Below are 21,711 nucleotides of genomic sequence, written 5' to 3'. Positions count from 1 at the left end.
CCCTACAGTTATATGCAAAGCTGCATTTCAGACTGAATATGATACATGATCACAAGTCTAATTTTTTATCTTCAATACTAATTATCTTGGTGATGCTGGGAGTCTTAATACTTAACCCAGCTAATATTGCAATTGCTGCTTCGTCAACCCCCACCGCTTATAAACAACGGGTAATCCACAGTCCAGATGGTATCGGTAAATACTACATGGAGCGAGAAATTGCTCAAGTTATGGGACACATAGGCGCAGGTTGGCTAGAACGTCTCAATCGAGAGGCGGAGGAACAACCAAGTAAGATAGTCGGTATGCTTAACCTAAAACCTAACGATGTAGTCGCAGATATTGGCGCTGGTACAGGTTATATGAGCTTTCGCCTCGCGCCGTTGTTAACAGAAGGAAAAGTGTTTGCTGTAGATATTCAGCCAGAAATGCTGGATATCATCGAGTTTTTCAAACAGGAGAAAAATATCACCAATGTTGAGCCTGTTTTGGCAACTCTTACTAACCCCAACCTCCCATTTGCAAGTATTGATTTAGCCTTAATGGTGGATGCATACCACGAACTTGAGTATCCCCAAGAAGTCATGCAAGGGATTGTGAAAGCACTTAAACCAGGGGGTAGGGTGGCGCTGGTCGAGTACCGGGGCGAAAATCCTTTTATTATGATTAAGCGTCTGCATAAGATGACTCAAAAGCAAGTACGCAAAGAGATGCAAGCTGCTGGTTTAGTTTGGCGCGAAACCAAAAATTTGTTACCTCAGCAGCATTTAATGATATTTGAAAAGCAGGCTTAAGATTTTTGTGGAATAAGGCTGGCGCTTTTAGTTGTACTATCCCAAACTATCCAGTTAATAGTATTGTCTAAATCATCAGCATTATTTGAAACTTTAAAATACAGCTTTTCCCCGCCTTTAATTTCAATAGCAAAGTCAGCGTTTTGAGCGTAAACGACTTTAAAACCTTTGTCTCGCAGACAATACATCGCCCAAGCTTTCAATGATTGCTTATATGGTTCGTGCGGAATTGGCGGTTTTGTGATTGTCTCTTCGATTACTTTAAATATCTGCATTGATTTCTCGCTCAAAGTAGACACTTTTGTTATTACTCCTAAATTAAGTAGTTTCTGGATCGCAACGAATTTCAATCATAAAGCCATCAGGATCGTAAAAGTACACACCTCTACCAGTAGGACGGGTAACTGGGCCGTGTGCGATCGGTATTTGATTCTCTCTGATTACTGCCACCGCTTGCTCAAATAACTGCGGATCTATATCAAAGGCAAGGTGATATGCTCTGGTGAAACTCCGTTCTGGATTTGGATCTGGTGGTGTCAAATCGGGTGTACCAAATAAATCCAGAATTGTACCATCAGGTGTAACAAAATTGGCTACTTTCCCCGCTGCAACAAGTTCAAGCAGAGTTGCGGGTACTTCATCGCCAACAAGTTCATGCAAACCCAGGATACTGCCATAAAAGTACCGGGAAGCTTGCATATCTTTAACGTTGAGAGCAATGTGATGCACTTTACGCAGATTACCCGGAGCTAGGACACTGTTAACAGACTTGGGGCTAGATAGCATAGTAGAACCAAATTTCTGTACTGAGATAGAAGTTAAACTTTTTTCTTAAAGTTTATTATTTATCATAAACAGTTCCCATGCCATTTGATTATTCTTTAGACTTTCCAAATATCGATTTTCGGCAACATCCTGAACTCTATCGTGTTGGCAAAGGTGAGCAGGGTGTACTTTTGGTAGAACCTTATAAATCAGAAATTCTTCCTTACTGGCGGTTCAAAACTCCTGATATTGCCAAAGAGTCGAGCGAGAAAATTTACGAGCTTTTTCTTGCTTATTTAGAACAAGATGATTTTGTCGGTGCAGATATGGCAAGAAAGTTTATTCAAATGGGTTATACCCGCTCTCGCCGTTATGCTAATCATAAAAGCGGCAGAAAATATAAACAAGATTCGCAAAATACAAGCTCTAAAAAAGAGATTTTACCCTACGAAGTAGATCCAGTTAAAGCGGAATCAGCGGCAATATTTAAAGCCAAGTGGGTAGAAGCAAAGACAAATGAGAAATATCTCCAGCTTTTAGCCAAGCATAAACAGATGTATGAGGTAGGGTAAGACACCAATACAGTTCGGTTAACATGTTTGTCTCTCGAAGATCCCCCCAACCCCCCTTAAAAAGGGGGGCTTTTTCTGATCTTTACCCCCTTAAAAAGGGGGGCTTTTTCTGATCTTTACCCCCTTAAAAAGGGGGTCGCCGCAGGCGGGGGGATCTTATGCGAACCGTATTGAGTAAGACACTATTAACTTTCAATTGAGCGACTTTCGGAGAGTGCGTTACGCAGACAAGGCTTTGGGCTTCGTGAATGAACCTTTGAGCTTCGTCGATGAACCTTTGAGCTTCGTGAATGAACCTTTGAGCTTCGTGAATGAACCTTTGAGCTTCGTCGATGAACCTTTGAGCTTCGTGAATGAACCTTTGAGTTTCGTGAATGAACCTTTGAGCTTCGTCGATGAACCTTTGAGCTTCGCAAATGAACCTTTGAGCTTCGCAAATGAACCTCTGAGCTTTGTGAATGAATCTTGAGGCTAATTAATTTAAAAGTAACGCGATGGCATCAAGGTGTGTTTGGTGGCAATGACTGTGAAAACGCTTGTTCAGCTAGAATTTTATCGTGATTTACCGAAGTATCTTTAAATCCACTTCCCTTTGGCGCAGGAGTAAGGGATAAACCTTACTTTCGTGGAGGTAAATAGCCACGTTGGTAGAGAAACTCTTCGAGGGCAGTTTCTACAATGGCATTAGCAGGTAAAGAAACTTCCTGATCGCCAATATAAGCATTGAGAGCATTAGCGATCGCATCTGGCAATGTAATATTTAGGGATTGCATAAGCTGGTTATATTGTCGCCAATTAATTTAAGAGTAACGCGGCGATCGCATCTCCCCTTCACTAAGCCGACAAAAATCATATTGTGCAACAATAGCTGTAGCTTAGTCGGAGTAAAAACTATGGACTGGCGACAGTATATTCATTCAGATCCCAAAATTCTCCTAGGTAAGCCGACTGTGAAAGGAACTCGTTTATCTGTAGAGTTCTTGTTGGGTTTGTTTGCTACGGGATAGACACAACAACAAGTGCTAGAAAACTATCCGACTCTTACCTCAGAAGTGTTAAGGGCGGTATTTGCTTTTACAGCAGAGTGAATTTTTGACTTTACGGTGTAATACTAACCACATCACCTGCTTGATTGAGAAATGCTGTTGCCTGTGCGCGGCTCACAGTGGGAAAATCTTCTAGAAAGTCGTCGAGGCGATCGCCTGCTTCTAGATAATCAATTAATGTTTGTAATGGTACGCGAGTTCCATAGAAAACGGGTGTACCAGAAAGAATGTCGGGAGAAGTTTATATTAGTTGAGATTCCATATCGCATCTGGCAATGTAATATTTAGGGATTGCATAAGCTGGTTATATTGTCGCCAATTAATTTAAGAGTAACGCGGCGATCGCATCTCCTCTTATCCGCCTGTTGAAACTTGACTGCGGTGAAATAACCACCCATCCTCAACTATCTCCTCTAGGCGTTGATTGAGTCGGGGAAGGAAATATTCTGGCTCATTTAACTGTTGCTGAGCAAACCAAGCATCAAACGCTTCCTGTGTCTCAATTCGTTGGGCACTCGCCGCCCCTAATATAATCTCGAAACTACGTTCTTGAAGTTCTTCTAATTGGGGATGACCTTCACCTCTGAGTTGGCAAAAGAACATTGCCGTTGCTCCTAGCAAAGCTTTGAGTTCATCACCTTGAGGAATTCTATTATATAAAACATTAATTAACTCAATGGTATCTGCTAAGGGGACTTCAATCCTCAGTGTCAGCCAGATTGCTTGAGCTAAGTAAACTAATCCATTGCTTTCATCTGTTACGCCTAAGTTATTCAGAACTCTCACTAAAACAACATAAGCACGAACCTGTCCTAGTGCCGAAGCAGCTTGCAGATTTAGCAATTGTCTAGCTTCATCTCTTTCACTCACCCAATAAGCCATGTTTGCCAGAGTATTGGCTTTGTTTTTAACATCGCCAATCTGCTCAAATATTTTCAAGGATTGCTCCCAGAGTACGATCGCTATAGCTATGCCCCCTTGTTGGGCAATTACCATAGCCATGTTGTTGAAAGTAATGGCTTTACCTTTGACATCGCCAATCTGCTCTTTTATTTCCAAGGATCGCTCCCAGAGTTTGATTGCTCTAGCAATGTCCCCTTGGTCGGCGATTACCTGAGCCATATTGTTGAGGGTAGTGGCTTCACCTTTGATATCGCCAATCTGTCTGAATATTCTCAAGCATTCCTCCCAGAGTGTGATCGCCCTAGCAACGTCCCCTTGGTCGGCGATTATTCGTGCCATGTTGTTGCGGGTAGTAGCTTCACCTTTGATATCGCCAATCTGTCTGAATATCCTCAAGCATTCCTCCCAGAGTGTGATCGCCCTAGCGATTTCCCCTTGGTCGGCAATTACCTGAGCCATGTTGTTACGGGTAGTGGCTTCACCTTTGATATCGCCAATCTGTCTGAATATCCTCAAGCATTTCTCCCAGAGTGCGATCGCCCTAGCAACGTCCCCTTGGTCGGCGATTATTCGTGCCATGTTGTTGCGGGTAGTGGCTTCACCTTTGACATCGCTAATCTGGTTATATATTTCCAAAGATTGCTCGTAGAGTATGATCGCTCCAGCAATTTCTCCTTGTTGGGCAATTACGCCTGCCATGTTGTTAAGGGTAGTGGCTTTTCTTGTTAAGTCATCTTCAGGGCACAGGTCTAAGGCTTGCTGAAAATGAACAACAGCCTTTTGCACAAAACCCAAAACCTCTTCCGCACGGGCGATGGTTCCCAAGATACGGTGGTCTTGAAAAACTACCAGAATTTGCTCACATAGCTCTAAAGCTTCCACAAACCGGGAATTGTTCACCCAATGGGCTGCAATACTATCCCCAACGCTAACAGCAATTTCTTGCTCTCTTGCCAGTAGTCCCAAACGCACAATTTCCAGTCCATTTGCTTCTAGTTTTTTGTTAACCTCCTCCCACCAAACTTGATGGATTTTCCTCACCGCTTGCTGTCGGCTTGCTTGCCACTCTTCTTCACTCAATACTGGTTCTAGTAACGGTTCTAAAATAGTCGTCACCCGGTAATTAGCTGGCTGGTTTGGGTAAGTGGTGGCGGACTCGACTAGGCTAAGGCTGACAAGCTTTTGAAGAGGAGAGCAAAAGAGGGAAATAGCGTTGATGATTTCAAAAGTAACAGGCAGATGAAACACACTCAACCGCGCGAGAAACTTTTGTTCTTCTGGTTCCAAAGCATCCAGCAAAGTTTGTGCCAAAATATTTTCACGAAACTTCTGCTCAGTCGCCTCTAGCCGATTCAGTAATTCATCCGCCGCCAATCCTGGTTGCTGAATCACCTCCAATAGCCACCTCAGCAAGCGGGGATTACCATCGGCAATCTTAATAATCCGCCGAGTTCTTAACTGTTGCCTAACTTCTTTATCTAAGGGAAAGCAGATTTTATCAATATCACTGCTGCTCATCTCTGCTAAAGATTCCAAATGCAGACGATGAGGTGGCAAAATGTCTTCTTTCAAATAGCGACAGGTGACAATCAGCCGACTTTCTGCCCCGGTTTCTGCCAATGCTGCACAAATCGCCTTTAAAATTTCATAAGCTTCTGCCGTCATCCGCAGTGAGCCATCTTCAATATTAGCTATGGGGATGTTCTGCTCAAAGTCATCCAGCACCAACAGTAAGGGTTGGTTGTGTTCTTTTTCTATTGCTTCAAAAAAGTTTTGCAACCGTCCTTTAAGAGACACCTTTGGTTCATTCAAAAGTGCAGGCACATCTGCAAACCGCTCATATTTATTAGAAAGCTTATTCAGCAAACCTATCTCATCCAGAGGGCCAATCAACACGACTCGCGCAAAGTTAGAACGCTGCACTTCCACCCGTGTACATAACCGCGCTGCCAAGCTACTTTTACCCAGTCCCCCCATTCCGGCAATAAATACGCCGATTTGGTCGCTGGTTTCCCGCAATGCCTTGAGACACCGTTGCAAAGGTCGTCTGCGTCCGACAAACTCAAATTGACTAGCAACTTTGATTTGATTATTCTCATCCAGAAATTCTTGCTCTGGCGCTGCGAACTTCAGCTTTTCACGATTTCTTGTTCTCAGCGGTGTCACCAGTTCTGCAATGGGGCGTGTATCTTGATACATCCGCAACAGATGCCAGTCGGTGCATTCTTGGTTAATCATCTCCTGCTGCGCCGCTTTGACTGCTGCTTCAACAGTTGCCCCCGTCGCTAAAGCTTGATAAAGTGCCTGTGCTGCTACAATACCCGTGCGGTCATACACTGGACGCGCCCAGCCTAAAACTATACCTGCCCCTGCCTTCACCAATGCCTGCGCCATTGAGGGTACTGTCCCTTTGTTAGGAACCTGTCCCGTATGACAACCAGAGAGAAAAGTTACACGGGGCCAGCGTCCGCGAAAGGCTCTAGCTAAGTCATTGACGGTAGTAAGTTGGATATTCCCCACCTCATCCTCAGTGATGAAGCAAGGGGTATTATCTGGCAGTATTGCACCTTTTACCAGCAAAGAACCGTAATCTTTTTTGGTATAAATTATCCCGTGTCCCGTGAGGTGAAAGACATCAAAATAGTCTTCTGGATAGGATTTCACCAAATTGGCTAACTCTGCAACCGAGCCGCTTTCCTCGACAATCAAAGCCAAAGGTTGATCCTTGGTTGCTTGCAAAATGTTCGCTTCTTCACGCTCAAAACCTAAAGGCGGAACTCTGGGATCTTCGGGTGAAGTCGCCATGAACAGCAACCGCAATGGGCGATTTTGTACGCCAATTACTTGGGTTTGACGCCGCTGCACACAACGTACTGGTAAGACGGAAAGATTCCGGCGTCCTATTAAAAACCCACTGCCATCATGTAGCAATTCCCACGGCAAATGTGCCAATCCCAAAGCTACCCGTTGTGTCTCTGGGTTCAACCCCTGTGCTTCGCTGGTTTGAATCAAATCCAGATAAATCGTTTGCTCATCTGCTTCATTGAGCGACTTTCTTAACCATCCTTCTTTACCATCTAGCCATTGATAAAGTTGGCGTCCCAACTGGATGAGATCAGGTAGACTGTCTTTTTGTTGAGCATAGTAATTTTGCTCACACGAATTAATCAGCGCTACCAACTCTGCTTTATCCAAGCGACGTGAGCCATAGTTACAGCGCAGTTCAAAAGTTTGCTGTTGACTGAGGGCGAAAGCAAAGTTAAGGGACATGGCTTGCAGCAATGGTTTGCACAATAACCTTCACCTTAATTATCATCCTATTCCTCAAGCCTTAATTGTCATCGCCGATACTCGTCGCCACAATCGCCGATAAGCTGGTACAAATCTCGTGATTGGCGAGATACTGCATTGATGCGATCGCGATCGTCATCATCTAGACTAAAACTAAATACTTTGGCGTTATCTTCGATATGTTCAGAGATACCAAGTCTTGCACCAACTATCACACCTCCAACACTTGGCTGATCTAAGATGTAACGCACTGCCACATTAGAAATGCTAACTTTATGCTTATCAGCAATTTCTTTGAGAATAGCAACCAACTCTTGAAATAATTGCCAACCACCCCAAGCATCGACCATATTCTTATATTTTCGCAAGCTAACGGTAGCTAATTCAGAACCACGCGGTTCAGGTTTTTCCAAATACTTTTCTGATAGCAAACCACCGCAAACTGTGCCGTAAGTAAAAAGTTTTATATCCTGCTGTTTACAAAACTGAATCATATTCACTTCAGGACGGCGGTCAACTAATGAAAATTGCACTTGGTTAGAAACAATTTTGATACCTGCTTCTGTAATAATTTTGAGGCGTTCAGTATCAAAGTTAGTCAAAGCTAAATGCTTAATTTTGCCTTCAGTTTGCAGTTCTGCCATATATTTGAGCGCATCCAGGTAGTTTTTATCCTGATATTCCCACCAGTGGAATTGCATCAAATCTAGGGATTCTACATCCATCCTTCTTAAGGAAATATCAATATTTTCCTCAACCAGTTTTTTCGTCATTTTTCCAGGACGAGGAACCCACTTAGTGAAAGCTTGTAAGTTAGATAAAGCCTCTTTTCCACGTGTAGCAATTAGTTGACGCCGGAATTCACCAATCAAGTCTTCGGCTGGCCCATAATGGTCTGCTAAATCCCAAGTTGTAAAGCCTGCATCCAGATATTTAAACATAGCTTGAATGGCGGCTTTTTGGTCAATACGTCCATGTCCACCAGACACTTGCCACATTCCATTTAAAATCCGGCAAATGTTTAAATCGGGGGTAAATTGAAGACGGCTTGCTATTGGTAAGTTCATATTTTAATTATTAATTGTTTAACGCCAGTTTTTTTCAGCTTGTTCTAGAACGTAAGCCGCAACATCTTGAATTTCCTGTTCAGAGAGGCGGTCTTTATAGGCTGACATATTATTTTTACCATTAGTCACAATGAATGTAACTGCTTCTATTGAATCCATATCATATTTCTTCAGCGCTTGCTTTTTGAGATTCTTACCGCGCCTGATAATATTACCGCCATTAATATGACAACCAGCACAATGAATGCTAAAAATTTGTGCGCCGTTAGCTATATCTGCTGCACTAGCAGGTAAAGCGAAAGTACTTGTCAATAACCAAAATGTTACTAATACTAATTTTAGTAATTTATTCACCAAGCCTCTCCCAATTTTGTACTAGTTTTTTATATAAGTTAAAGGTGATAAATAATACTACAAAGATTCAAAGTCGGCTGTAAATCCATCAAATTTTGCACAATCTTCCTGAAACGCTTCCGCATCACTAACATCCTCAATTTTATATGCCATAATCCTTGTACCATCGGGCATTTTTTTAGAACTAATCAATTCGCCTTGATATTTCTCTGCCATTGTCTTAAAGTCAATGGCATAACGCTTCCAGGCATCGCCGGAGCAAGTAATATTTACTAGCCACATATCTTACTCTCGCTTACTAGTAGTAAATATTAATCATCTCACAAATAAGCAACATGGTATCACCTGAGATTCCCGATTTCTTAGAGGAGTCAGGAATCTTGTTGTTTATAGTTTTCTATCTAAAGGAAGTACCTGGTCAAAAGAGCCTACGCCATAATATGTATATAGCATCATGTCTAGAAATTTTTATCCCAATTAGTTAAATCCAAAGAGTTGAAGATGGCTAACAATATCAAACAACAAATTCAAGCAGACCTACAACAAGCCAAAGAAACCGGACAGTTAAGAACTGAGAGAGTTCGAGAAATTGTCAAAGCCGCAGTTTCTCAGGTAGCTTCTGAGTTTAAAGAAGGTTCAAGTGAACTTCGTGGACTTGTTAAAGATGCTGTATCTACTGTAATTGAGAACTTTCAAGGAAAAGGTACTGAACTCAAAGAAGAAGTGACAGCTTCTATTGAAGGTGCGTTAGAAGGGATTAATAGTAAAAGACACGAAGCTATTGTTAAAACGCAGACAGATTTGAAGAGATTACAAGCTCAATTAGATGGCGAAGAGGAACAACTCCAGCAAGAGGTTGATGTAATTTTGGCAGAGATTGAAGAAACGGGTAAGGAAAGAACTGATGGGACAAAAACTGCAATTGATTCTGCTGTCAATTCCATCAAAAATAGTGAAGAAGTAAGCTTGTTAAGGAAACGCTACGCTCAACTGCAAGCGCAACTAGCGATTGTCCGAGCTAACTTAGCTGCACGTTATGGTGGACGTTCTTTGGAGGTTCAAGATTATCTAGACGAGGCTAAACACTGGTATGATCAAGCTCGTCCGCAGGCTGAAACTATGGCTGCACAGGTAGAACAAAAGCGATCGCAGCTAGAAGATAAACTTGGTGAAGCTGGTACATCTATAGCAAAAAAAGAACGCCAGATCAAACAAACGTTGAGAGAGTTACTCCTCACTGCTGCTGACTTGTTCAAAGAAAAAGAACCTGCTGATAAAGAGCACGATATTGTTCGCAAGTAGACTGCATCTAAAAAAAGTAACCCGACATGGTATTTGTCAAGACGAATGCACACAAGGTTCACAAAGTTAACTTATCAGATAGCATAAAAAAATAGGATGGGCAACCCTCATCCTATTTTTTTTGAGAATGAGAAGAGATTTTGAACTAAATTTAAAGGCTTATACTGTAAACCTAAAAATCATAAATGGGTAATGGTTTTAGCAAAAGTACCCATTACCCAAATTACGTTGGTTATTAGTAAGTCCCAGGCTGTCTATCAAGTTGTTCTTCATGCTTGGCAATCACCCAAACTGCATGAATACTACCAGGAAGCCAACCCAAAAGGGTGAGTAAAACGTTAATAATTAACGTTGGGCCAACTCCAACTGTGAGAAAAACGCCTAAAGGAGGCACTACCAAACCTAGAAGAAAGCGAACTAATTTCATGATGTTACAACTTTGTGATTTTGTTTAATTACATTCTCTAGAAGATACCGAATTAGAAAATCCATCTAATGAATTACCTTGATTCGGAGATTTTACCTTGATTCGGAGATTTTATTTGGAGTAGAGACATAACGATATAGAAATATTTAGTGTTTCTACTCCCATTGATATTTATCTTGAGGGTAATTCACCTTGGGTTTTTACATCACTACCGCTGCTTAACAGATTTTTTTCAACAAAGTAGTTGTTAATGAATGTGTTAGCAAAAGTTAGGATTACTGGCCCGAGAAGAAAACCGATAATTCCATGAACTGAGAACCCAGGAACTAACACTGCTGCTAACCAAAAACATAAACCGTTGATGACGAGCGAAAATGCTCCAAACGATAGAAAATTCAGTGGTAGAGACAACGCAGAAAGAACCGGCTTAACGGAACCGTTAATCAAACCAACCACTAAAGCAGCAATCATAGCTGCTGGAAAGTTAGCAATGTTAACGCCCGGAACAACTAAATCAACAATCAACAGGCTCAAGGCTGTAGCTAGCGCGGTTAAAAATGGTGTCAACATCCTTTTTACCTAATAACTAAAGAGATTTACTTTGTAAGGTGCTTATATCATCTTCAGCTATGTGCTAGGTTTTAACCTCTCTTGGAAGGTAGAATTTGCTTCTACCATTTGGCCGATTATTAATAGAACGCAGTCTTTAAACTCAGATCTTGTACTAATGTCATGATTGCGATTTTTGTGAGGTGGGTATTATCTACTTTTAACTTAAAGGTTGATTCTACCGTCGGTAGTAATTACCACCCTATGCTTGTTGATAATGGCACAAGAGTGCATTACATTTGTTGAACGCACCAAGCAAATTTTAAGATTAATTTAATAAAATAGTGCGTAACTTACTCAGATTTTCCAGCTTCAGGTTTATAATAAAGGGCTGATTTATACAGCACTTGTTCTTGATGAGTTTCTAAAGTGCAATCAGATAAGGGGTAGGTTACACAACTAACAACATAACCAGCCTGTATTTCATTTGAGCGCAGAAATTTTTGCTCACTTTGATCAACTTCACCATTAATGAGTTTAGCAACACAAGCAGAGCATTCACCTTGCTTACACCCAGATGGTAGACGGATACCAGCTTCTTCCGCTATGTCAAGAATATATTGATCGTCTGGTATTTGAATGGTGCGATCCAATCCAAGTGCAGAATTGATGAGTCGGACTTGATAAACTGCCATTAACTGTTTCTAGGTAAGTCAATATCATTAGCCTAAAGATATTTTACGGCTTGTAGTTAGCGCTGTCTTCGCTAAAGCACTAACTACAAACTTTATAAACTTATTGTTTAACTGCTTTCATCGATAAACTAATCCGCTTAAGTTTCTCGTTAATTTCTAACACCTGTACTTTGACAACTTGTCCAACTTTGACAATTTTTTTGGGATCATCTACGAATCTGTCTGCTAGTTGAGAGATATGCACCAAACCATCTTGATGCACACCGATATCAACAAACGCGCCGAAGTTGGCGACATTCGTGATGATTCCCTCTAGTTCCATTCCCACCTGCAAATCGGTAATTTCCTTAATTCCTTCTTTGAAGGTGGCATACTTAAATTCTGCACGAGGATCTCTACCTGGTTTTTCCAGTTCGCTAAGAATGTCGCGCAATGTAGGTTCGCCAACGGTATCGGTAACGTATTTCTTCAGGTTAGTTTTTTTAAGTTTTTCGGCAATTTGTGTGACTTGATTTAATGGCACACTCAAATCTGATGCGATTGCCTCTACTACAGAATAACTCTCTGGATGCACTGCTGTATTATCCAACGGATTATCACCGCCACGAATTCGCAAAAAACCCGCCGCTTGTTCAAAGGCTTTTGGCCCCAACTTCGCAACCTTCAAAAGTTGTCGGCGATTTTTAAAGGCTCCATGCTGGTTACGATAGGCGACAATATTATTAGCAACTGTTCCTGTAATCCCAGAGACGGAAGTCAAAAGTTCCTTAGAAGCAGTGTTCAAATCCACACCAACGTAGTTGACACAACTTTCTACAGTTTCTTCCAACTTCTTCTTCAATAACTTCTGATCAACATCGTGCTGGTATTGTCCCACGCCAATCGATTTGGGATCGATTTTCACCAGTTCCGCCAAGGGATCTTGCAATCGGCGACCGATACTAATAGCGCCGCGCACGGTAACATCCAAATCGGGAAACTCTTCTAGTGCTACTTTACTAGCAGAATATATAGATGCGCCAGATTCATTCACCATCACCTTAATGGGTTTACGTTCTGTAGTTTGCAGCAGTTGGGTAACAAATTCCTCTGTCTCACGGGATGCTGTACCATTACCTATAGCAATTAATTCAATCTTGTACTTCTCAATCAAATTTTTGATGGTTTGTGCAGCTTTCAATCTTTGTTCAGCCGCTTGGTGAGGAAACACCGCCTGGTATTCCAAGAATTTTCCTGTTTGGTCGAGTACTGCAACTTTACACCCAGTTCTAAAGCCAGGATCTATCGCTAGTGTTGGTTTCATCCCTGCTGGTGCAGATAGCAGCAACTCTCGCAGATTTGCTTCAAATGTCTTGATTGATTCAATATCTGCATAGGTTTTCTTCTCAGAAATCACTTCTCCCATCAAGGAAGCCTTCATTAGTCGGTTGAATGCATCTTTCAGCATCGCTTGATAAAAATCCCGAACTGTACGGACTTTCGTTTTTATCTCTTGCGTTTCCAGATACGAAAGTACTACATCCTCATTAAAGGTAATTTCAAAGTTTAATACTTTCTCAGTTTCACCTCGACACAACGCCAGCATATTGTGAGGAGCAATATTTTTTACCTTAATTTGATAGTTACGGTACATCTCGAATTTGGTTGTACCTTCGGGATAATCATTTTTGATCCGGGAGACAAATACACCTTCATCTAAAAGGTACTCGCGGATATATGCGCGTAAATCGGCTTTTTCTGCTACTTCTTCCGCTAAGATGTCAGCAGCACCTTTAAGTGCTTCATCTGCTGTTTTAACTCCCTGCGTTTCCGAAATATACTTGGCTGCTTCTTCCGTCAATGACGCCGACACAGCATTTTTTGTATTCAGTGACTTGATCAACTCCGCCAGAGGTTCGAGTCCTTTTTCTCTAGCAATGGTGGCGCGGGTGCGTCGCTTCGGTCGATAGGGTAAGTATAAATCCTCAAGTTCAGTTTTTTGTAAACAGGATGTGATTTTCGCTTTGAGTTCATCTGTGAGTTTACCTTGTTCGGCGATCGCATTTAAAATCACCGACTTCCGTTCTTCTATTTCTGTTAAGTAAGTATACCTGTCGGCTAAGTCACGCAGTTGCACTTCATTCATTTCATTGGTGCGCTCTTTGCGGTAACGTGCAATGAAGGGAATTGTTGCACCCTCCGCCAAAAGTTCTAGCGCGTTTTGCACCTGATGGAGTTTGAGATTTAGTTCAGTTGCGAGTAATTGAGGAATGTTCAGCATCGGGTGTCTAAATATAAATTGAAAATGTTATTCCTAAAGGTAATATGCTAGATCATCCTTTTGGCGCAAGCCTAAAGTTTTAAGCTAATCTACCAGATGATTGCGTAATCTCGAATAATTACACTGTTATTTCAAATGGAGTATTGTACCTAAAACCTTCTTGGAGGTAAAATAAACCACGATTCTCCAAACAGTATCAATCTGTTTGATAAACCCTTCGGACTTTAGTTCAGAGGTTATTATAAATGCCTTTGTTTTTTTTGATTCCACTGTGTACTGCTTTAGTAACGGGCTATTTATTTAAAAAGTGTAATGATGAAATCGCTTACCTTGCAGATGTGTTTGCAGTTATCAGCTTGATTTTGAGTTTAGTTTTAGCACCTTGGCAAATCCAGCTTGTGCTGTTGATTGTTGTACTCATCAGCACTAACAGACTCTTGCAGAAGAATGAGTATAAACAAACTGAAGCTACAGGAAAACCACCAAGACCAACTAAATAATACTGCCTACTACAACCTAATTTTATCTCGAACCTAAAATCCTGGGATTAAATTACACATAACTAAAAGGTTTAACATAGGAAGTTGAATTTCTTGGGGCATAAATTGCAGTGATTAAATAGTAGCCACCACATTTCTAATAGTAATGGGTACACAGTGATCATGGGCGCAATTAAGTAGCACAAGATACTGTATCTACCAAAAATCACTCATGTACTGACAAAGCAAGGCGATCGCCTTTCTCTTTGTATAGTTTTTATAGCCGTTGATACTGCTTTTGTGACCGTTACTAACCATACTAGTACTTTCATTTGAGAAGTTTTTAGGCTATCTAAAGCTTGCCCTAGCACAGAGTAGTTTGTTTGATCAATTCTCACCACCACTAAGCTACTGTACAATACCCAAAAATGCTTTATTGAAGCTAATATCAACAAAGCTTTGATTAAAAGTTCAATTATTTATAATATTAACTACCAATAAACGTACAAATTTTCACATATAAAAATTTATATATAATAAAATATCTATTTTATGAAGATTTGGTTTAAGGATATTATCAGCAGATAAATTTTTGATGAAGTATAACAGTCAATTTGAAACATTGTTTTCTCATGGTAATCTAGTAGATAATTACATGTAACAATAAATTTTAAACATATATTCTCTAGTCAAAAAGTTACATGTAATGAGAACAAATCAATAAAGAAAGCAGTTGACTATCAAATTAAGCCATTTACTTAATATGCCAGTATTAGATTATACTTGTTTTTCGTGGTATTTCCGTATCTAAAAAGATAGCGTATATAAACTCAAACGAGTATAAATTATTAATTAATCAGCCCTGCTACTAGCATAGTTTGCAGATAAGTCTGTGAGCCTGTTGAAACTTTTTTAAGTCTACTATCAAATATATGAATATTGGCATTATCGGCGGCGGAATGATGGGGTTAGCTTTAGCCTACCGTCTTTCACAACAAGGTCATAAAATAACTGTCTTTGAGAGCAACAAGCAACTCGGTGGACTTACCACTCATTATGATTACGGCCCCTTTGTCTGGGATCGTTTTTATCATGTCATCTTACCGTCAGATAGAGACTTAATCAATTTTATTAAAGAGATCGGACTTGGGGATAAGCTACGTTGGCGTCCAACTCTCACAGGATGCTATATAGATCAGAAGTTGTATTCGATCAGTAACACCATAGAATTTCTGCGCTTTCCGCCGCTGACTTTTATCGGAAAGATGCGCTTGGCAATCACTCTATTGTATGGTTCACGAATCAAAAACTGGCTTAAACTTGAGAAAATTCCTGTTGAAGATTGGCTTTTGAAACTTTCAGGCAGGAATACATACGAAAAGCTTTGGAAACCTTTACTGTTAGCCAAAGTTGGGGAAAACTATAAGCGTGTCTCAGCTGTTTTTATTTGGGCTTATATTAAACGTTTGTTTTCAGCCCGTGATTCATCTTTGCATAAAGAACAACTTGGTTATGTTGAGGGCGGTTACAAGACTGTTTTTGACCAGTTAGAAAAATTAATTAGTGCTGCTGGCGGTAATATCTGCACAGGTGCGACAGTTGAATACATTGCACCTTGTCCAGGGGGTGGGATGTGGATTGAACACAATGGTGTAAAAGAGCATTTTGACAAAGCAATTTTTACTGGCCCAGTCAATCTTCTGCAACATATTACAGCTCCAGATTTGGTAAATGTTGCAGGTACAAGCGACCAAGTGGAATATTTAGGTGTCATTTGCATGGCACTTATTACCCGTAAACCATTAGTTCCTTATTACGTAGTGAATCTTGCAGACCAACGTATTCCTTTTACAGGAGTAATTGGTATGAGTAACTTAGTTGCGTTAAAGGAAACAGCAGGACTACACATCACCTATTTTCCTAAATACATACATTTCAAAGACCCTCTTTTTCAAAAATCGGATGATGAGTTACTGAAGATGTTTTTCCAAGGACTACGTTTGATATTCCCAGATATCAATACAGATGACATCGTAGTAGCACACATTAATCGCGCTACAAAAATCCAACCGTTGCAGGTTTTAAACTACTCAAAATTGGTTCCCAAAATAGCCACTGAACACGAAGACTTTTTGATTCTCAACAACTCACAGTTTGTAAGTGACACACTGAATAACAATACTGTTGTCAATCATGTGAACGAATTTATGAAAAAATCGTTTTTATGATTTGGAGAATTTTAGACAAATAATCTCAGTTTTGGGCAGGCGATCGCCGTTTAATTTGGTTAATTAGCTGACTCATATCTACTGGACTTGCGATCGCTTCCAGCGGGGCGCAGCCCATCGCCAAGGCTCTTGATCATTACCTGAGCAACTCTCAAGCAGCTGATTCAAAATGTCTATCCTATGAAGAACTATCTTATCATTGTTGATATACATAGCATCCCCAGTAAATATTTTTAACGAAACTAGTAATTAAAAAATTAACTATGCATCAACAACCAATACAAGTAATTGGAGGTGGACTAGCTGGAACAGAAGCAGCTTGGCAAATCGCTCAAGCTGGAGTGTCGGTGATTCTGCATGAAATGCGTCCAAAACGCTTCAGCCCTGCTCATCATACAGAGCATCTGGCAGAATTAGTGTGTAGTAATTCCTTTGGGGCAATAGCAAGCGATCGCGCCGCTGGATTATTGCACGAAGAATTGCGCCAACTTGGTTCTATAGTTATTTCTAAAGCTGATGAACATGCCGTTCCTGCTGGTGGAGCGCTAGCCGTAGACAGGGGACAATTTGGCCAAGACTTGACCCAAACTTTGTCTAGTCATCCTTTAATTGAATTTCGTAGGGGTGAAGTGCAGGCCATTCCTGAAGGAATTGTAGTGTTGGCAACTGGGCCGTTAACCAGTCCCGACTTAGCAGAAGATTTGCGCCGCTTTACGGGGATGGAGTACCTCAGCTTTTTCGATGCAGCTAGTCCAATTATCGTGGGAGAATCGATTAACCGTGATATTGCCTTTATGGCATCCCGTTATGACAAAGGTGAAGCCGCTTATCTCAATTGCCCGATGAATAAAGAACAGTACTTGCGGTTTCGGGAAGAATTATGTAAAGCCGAACAAACAGAACTCAAAGATTTTGAACGGGAAACGGCGAAATTTTTTGAAGCGTGTCTACCTATAGAAGAACTGGCACAACGGGGAGAAGACACAATGCGCTACGGCCCCTTGAAACCAGTGGGGTTATCTGATAGTCGAACTGGGGAGCGTCCTTATGCTGTAGTGCAGCTGCGACAAGAAGACAAAGCAGGTCAACTTTGGAATATGGTAGGATTTCAAACTAATCTGCGTTGGGGTGAGCAAAAGCGAATATTCCAGCTCATTCCAGGTTTGGAAAATGCTGAGTTTGTACGGTTGGGCGTGATGCACCGCAATACCTTTATCAATGCTCCTCAGTTAATGCATCCTACCCTGCAATTTAAGCAGCGCCCAACTCTGTTAGCTGCTGGGCAATTGATTGGGACTGAAGGCTACACCGCAGCGGCAGCGGGTGGTTGTTTAGCTGGCAGAAATGCAGCAAGATTAGCTTTAGGTAAAGAACCGTTGGTTTTACCATCAACAACAATGATGGGGGCGTTATTTGAATTTATTAGTTCTGCTTCACCCAAGCATTTCCAACCAATGCCGCCCAACTTTGGGGTTTTTCCAGAACTCGGTGCGAAAATCAAAAGTAAACAGGAGCGTTACGGACGTTATCGCGATCGCTCTTTGGCTGATTTAGCAACCTGGAAAGCAAATCAGTAAACCTGTTTTGAAGATAGAAACTGAAACACCCAGCCTTCAAGATCTAAACTAACGCTGTGTTGAACCAGGCTGCTTGATTGCTAACCTACGTTTATTCGTTCGCAGTAGGAAGACTCCTATTACAATCAGCCAGACTTCCCATATCATGAACCCAATTGGCATAACTTCCAATTTGGGGATTGTCGGGATTACCGTAGCTAACAATTCGCTTTGCCCTAAAATCCAAAATGGTAAAGTTGCCAATCCCAGCCAACCTACCCACGGCTTAAACAAAGGCGATCGCAACATTGCCAAACTAATTCCAAACGTCCAGCCAATCAGCAACGTCTGTCCCAACTGCTCACCAATGACCACACCACCATATTGATGAACCACCTGGTAGACTACTGCTACTGCTGCACGGGTTGCATCGCTAGTTGTGGCATTGATATGCATTGTTGCTAACACCGGAATCACAAAAGCCCAGCGCATTAATCCAACAGCTTGTAAAATGCTGGAAAGCACTCCCATGAAGGTAAAAGAAGCCAGATAGGGCGTATCTTCCCGTCCAATCACCTTTCCCAGCAAAATTACCGCAGGGATAAACAGTAATGTTAAAAGACCAAAGCAAAACCAGGTGAAGATTAACCCATCTCCCCCAGCGTGAAACTCAGTTAAAACATAATCGGTGGGTTTTCGTAAGATATCGTCATACTCAAAATTCTGAACCAGCAACCAGTAGGGAATATTGATTAAAACGGCAAAAGTAGTTAACAATAAACCCGTTATTTTTAGCAGTTGTAATCGATTCAAAGCTCGCACCTTCTATTTTCAGTGGTGTTGTACACAGCTTTTGCTTGCACTTCAACTTTATGGGTTCTGCTAAAGTTTGAATTGACTGAGTACGCCAAAGAATTAACTGATCACGCCGCTGAAGAAAACTATGCTGACATAGCTAGAATCTTTGTGTTACAACTTGGCAGACTAATTTGATAGATAGCGCGTTGGAGTGAATGGGATTTTGGGAACAATCCTCATAGTATTTAGAAGCAATAGACATCTTGCATTCATACATGATTACAAAATACTGGGTAAGGGTTAAAGGGGAATGGGAAAAGAAAAATTCAACGCCTTTAAACTTTTACCTCTACCCTTTCCTCGACTTCTGCAAGAAGTCTAATATTTTGGTCAGGCTCACACTATGAGAGCGAGATTTCAAGAAAAAAATAAAATATATTGCATCTGTATTGCATTTTGCTGCGTTTTGTGGTTTTTTTTGGCGTTAATGCCAGTACGTGCAGCATCAATTGACACTTTACGCCAACAGCAACAGCAAATGAACCAGCAGCGTCAGAGTGTAGTTGAAGAACGCGATCGCTTAACCAATCTGCAACATGACGCCCAAAATCATCTCACTGGTTTAAAGCAAAATGTGCAAACTACAAACACCTATATTCAAGACAGCGAATTGCGATTACGACTCGCTAACCAACGCCTTCAGCAGTTGGAAACCGATTTAGTTGCGGCGGAGAGTTCATATCAGGCACGTCAGATAGCTACAGTAGCACGATTGCGATATCTCCAGCGATCGCCTGCTTCTGTAGGATGGGCAGTTTTGCTCCAAAGTCAAACTGTCAGTGACTTTATCAGCCGCCGTCATCAGTTGAAATTAGTTTATCAGGCAGACCAGCAAATTTTGGCAAAACTCAACAAGCAGGCAAAGCTGATCAACAAACAAAAAACGGACGTAGAACACCAAAAAAACGAAATTGCCTTGATTCGGGAGCAATTATTAGCACAAAAAGCCGATTATCAAATGCAGGCACAGTCACAATCAGAATTGATACAACGGCTAAATAGCGATCGCCTCGCCTTGGAAGCAGCACAGAACCAGTTAGATAAAGATTCACAAAATTTGGAAGTCTTGATTCAACAAAAGGTAGCAGCAGCACAAGCAAAAACAAACAGTCGTACAAGTGTAATCATTCGCGGAACTGGTGTAATGGCATATCCTAGCAACGCATCAACTAGCAGTCCCTTCGGTTGGCGGATGCACCCAGTTCTCGGCTATCGCCGCTTTCATTCAGGACTAGATTTTGCCGCTAGCTATGGTAGTACAATTCGGGCAGCCGATTCAGGAACAGTGATTTTTGCTGGGTGGTATGGTGGCTATGGCAGAGCGATAATTATCAATCACGGTGAAGGCATTACTACACTGTACGGGCATTCTAGCGAGTTGTATGTTTCCGAAGGGCAAACAGTTGAACGAGGACAAGCGATCGCTGCTGTCGGTTCTACAGGTTTATCGACTGGCCCCCACCTCCACTTTGAAGTCCGCCGTAATGGCACACCTGTAAACCCTGCCAATTATCTTTAGCGCAAAAAAGTGTGTTATGATCAAGCAGTGTAAGGGCGCGTAGCTCAGTGGATAGAGCAACAGATTCCGGTTCTGTGGGTCGGGGGTTCAAATCCCTCCGCGCTCGTTTTGTATATTAACTAATTATTTGTCACTGTTAACAGATTAATGTCACTTTTAACTAATTGGTGTTACTGTTAACAGATTATGTGTCATAACTAAAGACCTACAGGATAGTAGCGCTATCCCTTTGCAGAGTAACTAATTACTAAATAATTAGTGAATAACGCCTAATGTGAATTAGAAAAAAAGGCGGGAGAAGTAAGAAGATGAAAGTTACCAGCTTTTCAACTCAGACTTCCCCTATGAGCAGCATAGACTTTGGAACGCTATTAACAACAATCTTTGTAGTGGTAGATGATTGGTATGACAAGCAAGTCAAAAAGACAACACTCTCCAAACCAGGGGTGAAAGCAAGCATGAGCGTGGGACTTAAACGTGACAAGCGATATAGTGATTTTGCCTCAAATGCTACCCCTGGTTGGTGTGCTGCCAGACAAATGCGTTATTTTGGCTACAAACAAACTAGTTATGCTCTCAACGTGGAATGGAATTCCCATTGCTTATGACATAGTGCCTGCTAATACGGATGAAACAATTGCTGCTGAGTCTGTTTTAGAAACAGTTCAATCTCGCAATATTTACGCAGACAAAGGCTTTATTTCTGCCGATTGGCAGGCCACTATTACTCGTCGCACTGGTAATCGCATCTGGACGCTAACCCGTAATAACCAGCATCTTCAACATTCTAATGATTTGAAGCCTTTTATCAGTCGTGTTCGTCAGCGCGTCGAAGGTGTTTTTCACGAAATTCAAAACACCGGACGTAATCCCGATAGCGCAGCGATAGCCGGTACTCCGGCGTCACGCTTACTCAATAAAACTGTTGATGGCTTTTGTGTCCATATTGCTGCCAAAGTTGCATCTCACACATTACGTTTATTGCTTCGTCGCCGTTTTGGTATTGATGTTCTAACTTTCCAATCTCAACCTATTTAATTCACATT

General features: G+C 41.4%; 24 protein-coding genes and 1 tRNA gene. 12 read left to right on the top strand and 13 right to left on the bottom strand.

The annotated features are described in order from the left end of the window. The first annotated feature begins 38 nt into the window (after window positions 1-38). On the top strand, window positions 39-794 hold the full coding sequence (locus HCR01_RS25360; protein WP_193198844.1) for a class I SAM-dependent methyltransferase: 756 nt from the start codon (window positions 39-41) through the stop codon (window positions 792-794). Here the strand turns inward: HCR01_RS25360 and HCR01_RS25355 are convergent. Beyond that, on the bottom strand, window positions 791-1,069 hold the full coding sequence (locus HCR01_RS25355; RefSeq protein ID WP_193198883.1) for a hypothetical protein: 279 nt from the start codon (window positions 1,067-1,069) through the stop codon (window positions 791-793). The two genes, HCR01_RS25360 and HCR01_RS25355, sit on opposite strands and share 4 nt — an antisense overlap. 43 nt (window positions 1,070-1,112) lie before the next feature. Continuing rightward, complete coding sequence (locus tag HCR01_RS25350) at window positions 1,113-1,580, bottom strand: VOC family protein (protein WP_193198843.1); 468 nt, start codon at window positions 1,578-1,580, stop codon at window positions 1,113-1,115. 77 nt (window positions 1,581-1,657) lie between these two features. Here HCR01_RS25350 and HCR01_RS25345 point away from each other — a divergent pair, with 77 nt between their 5' ends. Together HCR01_RS25345 and HCR01_RS25340 are read left to right on the top strand one after the other, a co-directional pair. Beyond that, window positions 1,658-2,131 (top strand): DUF4385 domain-containing protein, encoded by a 474-nt coding sequence (locus HCR01_RS25345; protein ID WP_193198842.1) that lies wholly within the window; start codon window positions 1,658-1,660, stop codon window positions 2,129-2,131. 214 nt (window positions 2,132-2,345) lie between these two features. Next, the gene (locus tag HCR01_RS25340; RefSeq protein WP_193198841.1) at window positions 2,346-2,600 is read left to right on the top strand and encodes a hypothetical protein; all 255 of its coding nucleotides are present in this window, start codon (window positions 2,346-2,348) and stop codon (window positions 2,598-2,600) included. 148 nt (window positions 2,601-2,748) lie between these two features. Here the strand turns inward: HCR01_RS25340 and HCR01_RS39030 are convergent, their stop codons facing one another. Beyond that, window positions 2,749-2,904, bottom strand: coding sequence for a hypothetical protein (locus tag HCR01_RS39030; protein ID WP_226889616.1), 156 nt, complete (start codon window positions 2,902-2,904; stop codon window positions 2,749-2,751). A 120-nt stretch (window positions 2,905-3,024) separates the two neighbouring features. On the opposite strand from HCR01_RS39030, the gene HCR01_RS39025 reads away from it, so the two are divergent. Then, a complete protein-coding gene (locus tag HCR01_RS39025; RefSeq protein ID WP_226889615.1) occupies window positions 3,025-3,138 on the top strand; it encodes a DUF433 domain-containing protein in 114 nt (37 codons plus the stop codon). 91 nt (window positions 3,139-3,229) lie between these two features. On the opposite strand, the gene HCR01_RS25325 is transcribed toward HCR01_RS39025, so the two are convergent. The 5 genes from HCR01_RS25325 to HCR01_RS25305 all read right to left on the bottom strand — a co-directional run bounded on the left by HCR01_RS25325 (window position 3,230) and on the right by HCR01_RS25305 (window position 9,074). After that, window positions 3,230-3,406: a DUF433 domain-containing protein gene (locus tag HCR01_RS25325; RefSeq protein ID WP_320073174.1), complete on the bottom strand. Its 177-nt coding sequence runs from the start codon at window positions 3,404-3,406 to the stop codon at window positions 3,230-3,232. Window positions 3,407-3,531: 125 nt separating this feature from the next. Continuing rightward, complete coding sequence (locus HCR01_RS25320; protein WP_193198840.1) at window positions 3,532-7,350, bottom strand: tetratricopeptide repeat protein; 3,819 nt, start codon at window positions 7,348-7,350, stop codon at window positions 3,532-3,534. Between the two features lie 68 nt (window positions 7,351-7,418). Continuing rightward, window positions 7,419-8,438: an aldo/keto reductase gene (locus tag HCR01_RS25315; RefSeq protein WP_193198839.1), complete on the bottom strand. Its 1,020-nt coding sequence runs from the start codon at window positions 8,436-8,438 to the stop codon at window positions 7,419-7,421. Between the two features lie 18 nt (window positions 8,439-8,456). Next, window positions 8,457-8,792 carry a cytochrome c6 PetJ gene (petJ, locus tag HCR01_RS25310; RefSeq protein WP_193198838.1) on the bottom strand — a complete coding sequence of 112 codons (336 nt, stop codon included), beginning with the start codon at window positions 8,790-8,792 and terminating at the stop codon, window positions 8,457-8,459. Between the two features lie 57 nt (window positions 8,793-8,849). After that, the gene (locus tag HCR01_RS25305; RefSeq protein ID WP_193198837.1) at window positions 8,850-9,074 is read right to left on the bottom strand and encodes a hypothetical protein; all 225 of its coding nucleotides are present in this window, start codon (window positions 9,072-9,074) and stop codon (window positions 8,850-8,852) included. Window positions 9,075-9,293: 219 nt separating this feature from the next. On the opposite strand from HCR01_RS25305, the gene HCR01_RS25300 reads away from it, so the two are divergent. Beyond that, on the top strand, window positions 9,294-10,094 hold the full coding sequence (locus HCR01_RS25300; protein WP_193198836.1) for a histidine kinase: 801 nt from the start codon (window positions 9,294-9,296) through the stop codon (window positions 10,092-10,094). 235 nt (window positions 10,095-10,329) lie between these two features. Here HCR01_RS25300 and HCR01_RS25295 read toward each other — a convergent pair whose 3' ends face one another. The 4 genes from HCR01_RS25295 to HCR01_RS25280 all read right to left on the bottom strand — a co-directional run bounded on the left by HCR01_RS25295 (window position 10,330) and on the right by HCR01_RS25280 (window position 14,025). Beyond that, window positions 10,330-10,521, bottom strand: coding sequence for a YqaE/Pmp3 family membrane protein (locus tag HCR01_RS25295; protein ID WP_162397657.1), 192 nt, complete (start codon window positions 10,519-10,521; stop codon window positions 10,330-10,332). A 171-nt stretch (window positions 10,522-10,692) separates the two neighbouring features. Continuing rightward, window positions 10,693-11,091: a phage holin family protein gene (locus tag HCR01_RS25290; RefSeq protein ID WP_193198835.1), complete on the bottom strand. Its 399-nt coding sequence runs from the start codon at window positions 11,089-11,091 to the stop codon at window positions 10,693-10,695. A gap of 332 nt (window positions 11,092-11,423) precedes the next feature. Beyond that, entirely contained in the window at window positions 11,424-11,765 is a 342-nt protein-coding gene (locus HCR01_RS25285; RefSeq protein WP_193198834.1) for a 2Fe-2S iron-sulfur cluster-binding protein, read from the bottom strand. A gap of 100 nt (window positions 11,766-11,865) precedes the next feature. Continuing rightward, on the bottom strand, window positions 11,866-14,025 hold the full coding sequence (locus tag HCR01_RS25280; RefSeq protein ID WP_193198833.1) for a Tex family protein: 2,160 nt from the start codon (window positions 14,023-14,025) through the stop codon (window positions 11,866-11,868). Window positions 14,026-14,270: 245 nt separating this feature from the next. Here HCR01_RS25280 and HCR01_RS25275 point away from each other — a divergent pair, with 245 nt between their 5' ends. The 3 genes from HCR01_RS25275 to trmFO all read left to right on the top strand — a co-directional run bounded on the left by HCR01_RS25275 (window position 14,271) and on the right by trmFO (window position 18,309). Then, window positions 14,271-14,525 carry a hypothetical protein gene (locus HCR01_RS25275; RefSeq protein WP_193198832.1) on the top strand — a complete coding sequence of 85 codons (255 nt, stop codon included), beginning with the start codon at window positions 14,271-14,273 and terminating at the stop codon, window positions 14,523-14,525. 911 nt (window positions 14,526-15,436) lie between these two features. Continuing rightward, window positions 15,437-16,732, top strand: a complete 1,296-nt coding sequence (locus HCR01_RS25270) for an NAD(P)/FAD-dependent oxidoreductase (RefSeq protein WP_193198831.1) — start codon at window positions 15,437-15,439, stop codon at window positions 16,730-16,732. 263 nt (window positions 16,733-16,995) lie between these two features. Beyond that, window positions 16,996-18,309, top strand: coding sequence for an FADH(2)-oxidizing methylenetetrahydrofolate--tRNA-(uracil(54)-C(5))-methyltransferase TrmFO (gene trmFO, locus HCR01_RS25265; protein WP_193198830.1), 1,314 nt, complete (start codon window positions 16,996-16,998; stop codon window positions 18,307-18,309). A 48-nt stretch (window positions 18,310-18,357) separates the two neighbouring features. Here the strand turns inward: trmFO and HCR01_RS25260 are convergent, their stop codons facing one another. Beyond that, a complete protein-coding gene (locus HCR01_RS25260; RefSeq protein ID WP_320073173.1) occupies window positions 18,358-19,110 on the bottom strand; it encodes a DUF4386 domain-containing protein in 753 nt (250 codons plus the stop codon). Window positions 19,111-19,489: 379 nt separating this feature from the next. On the opposite strand from HCR01_RS25260, the gene HCR01_RS25255 reads away from it, so the two are divergent. The 4 genes from HCR01_RS25255 (at window position 19,490) to HCR01_RS25240 (ending at window position 21,703) form a co-directional block, all read left to right on the top strand. Beyond that, complete coding sequence (locus HCR01_RS25255; protein ID WP_193198828.1) at window positions 19,490-20,665, top strand: murein hydrolase activator EnvC family protein; 1,176 nt, start codon at window positions 19,490-19,492, stop codon at window positions 20,663-20,665. A gap of 33 nt (window positions 20,666-20,698) precedes the next feature. Then, window positions 20,699-20,771, top strand: a tRNA-Arg gene (locus HCR01_RS25250). Between the two features lie 202 nt (window positions 20,772-20,973). After that, window positions 20,974-21,273, top strand: coding sequence for a hypothetical protein (locus tag HCR01_RS25245; RefSeq protein ID WP_193198827.1), 300 nt, complete (start codon window positions 20,974-20,976; stop codon window positions 21,271-21,273). Continuing rightward, the gene (locus tag HCR01_RS25240) at window positions 21,236-21,703 is read left to right on the top strand and encodes a transposase (protein WP_193198826.1); all 468 of its coding nucleotides are present in this window, start codon (window positions 21,236-21,238) and stop codon (window positions 21,701-21,703) included. The genes HCR01_RS25245 and HCR01_RS25240 overlap by 38 nt, the downstream gene beginning before the upstream one ends. Window positions 21,704-21,711: the final 8 nt, after the last annotated feature.

It is taken from the genome of Nostoc sp. MG11, from assembly GCF_014904695.1.
Classification (GTDB): domain Bacteria; phylum Cyanobacteriota; class Cyanobacteriia; order Cyanobacteriales; family Nostocaceae; genus Komarekiella.
The sequence above is the reverse complement of the archived record's forward strand: the minus strand, read 5'-3'. Positions and strand labels throughout refer to the sequence as shown.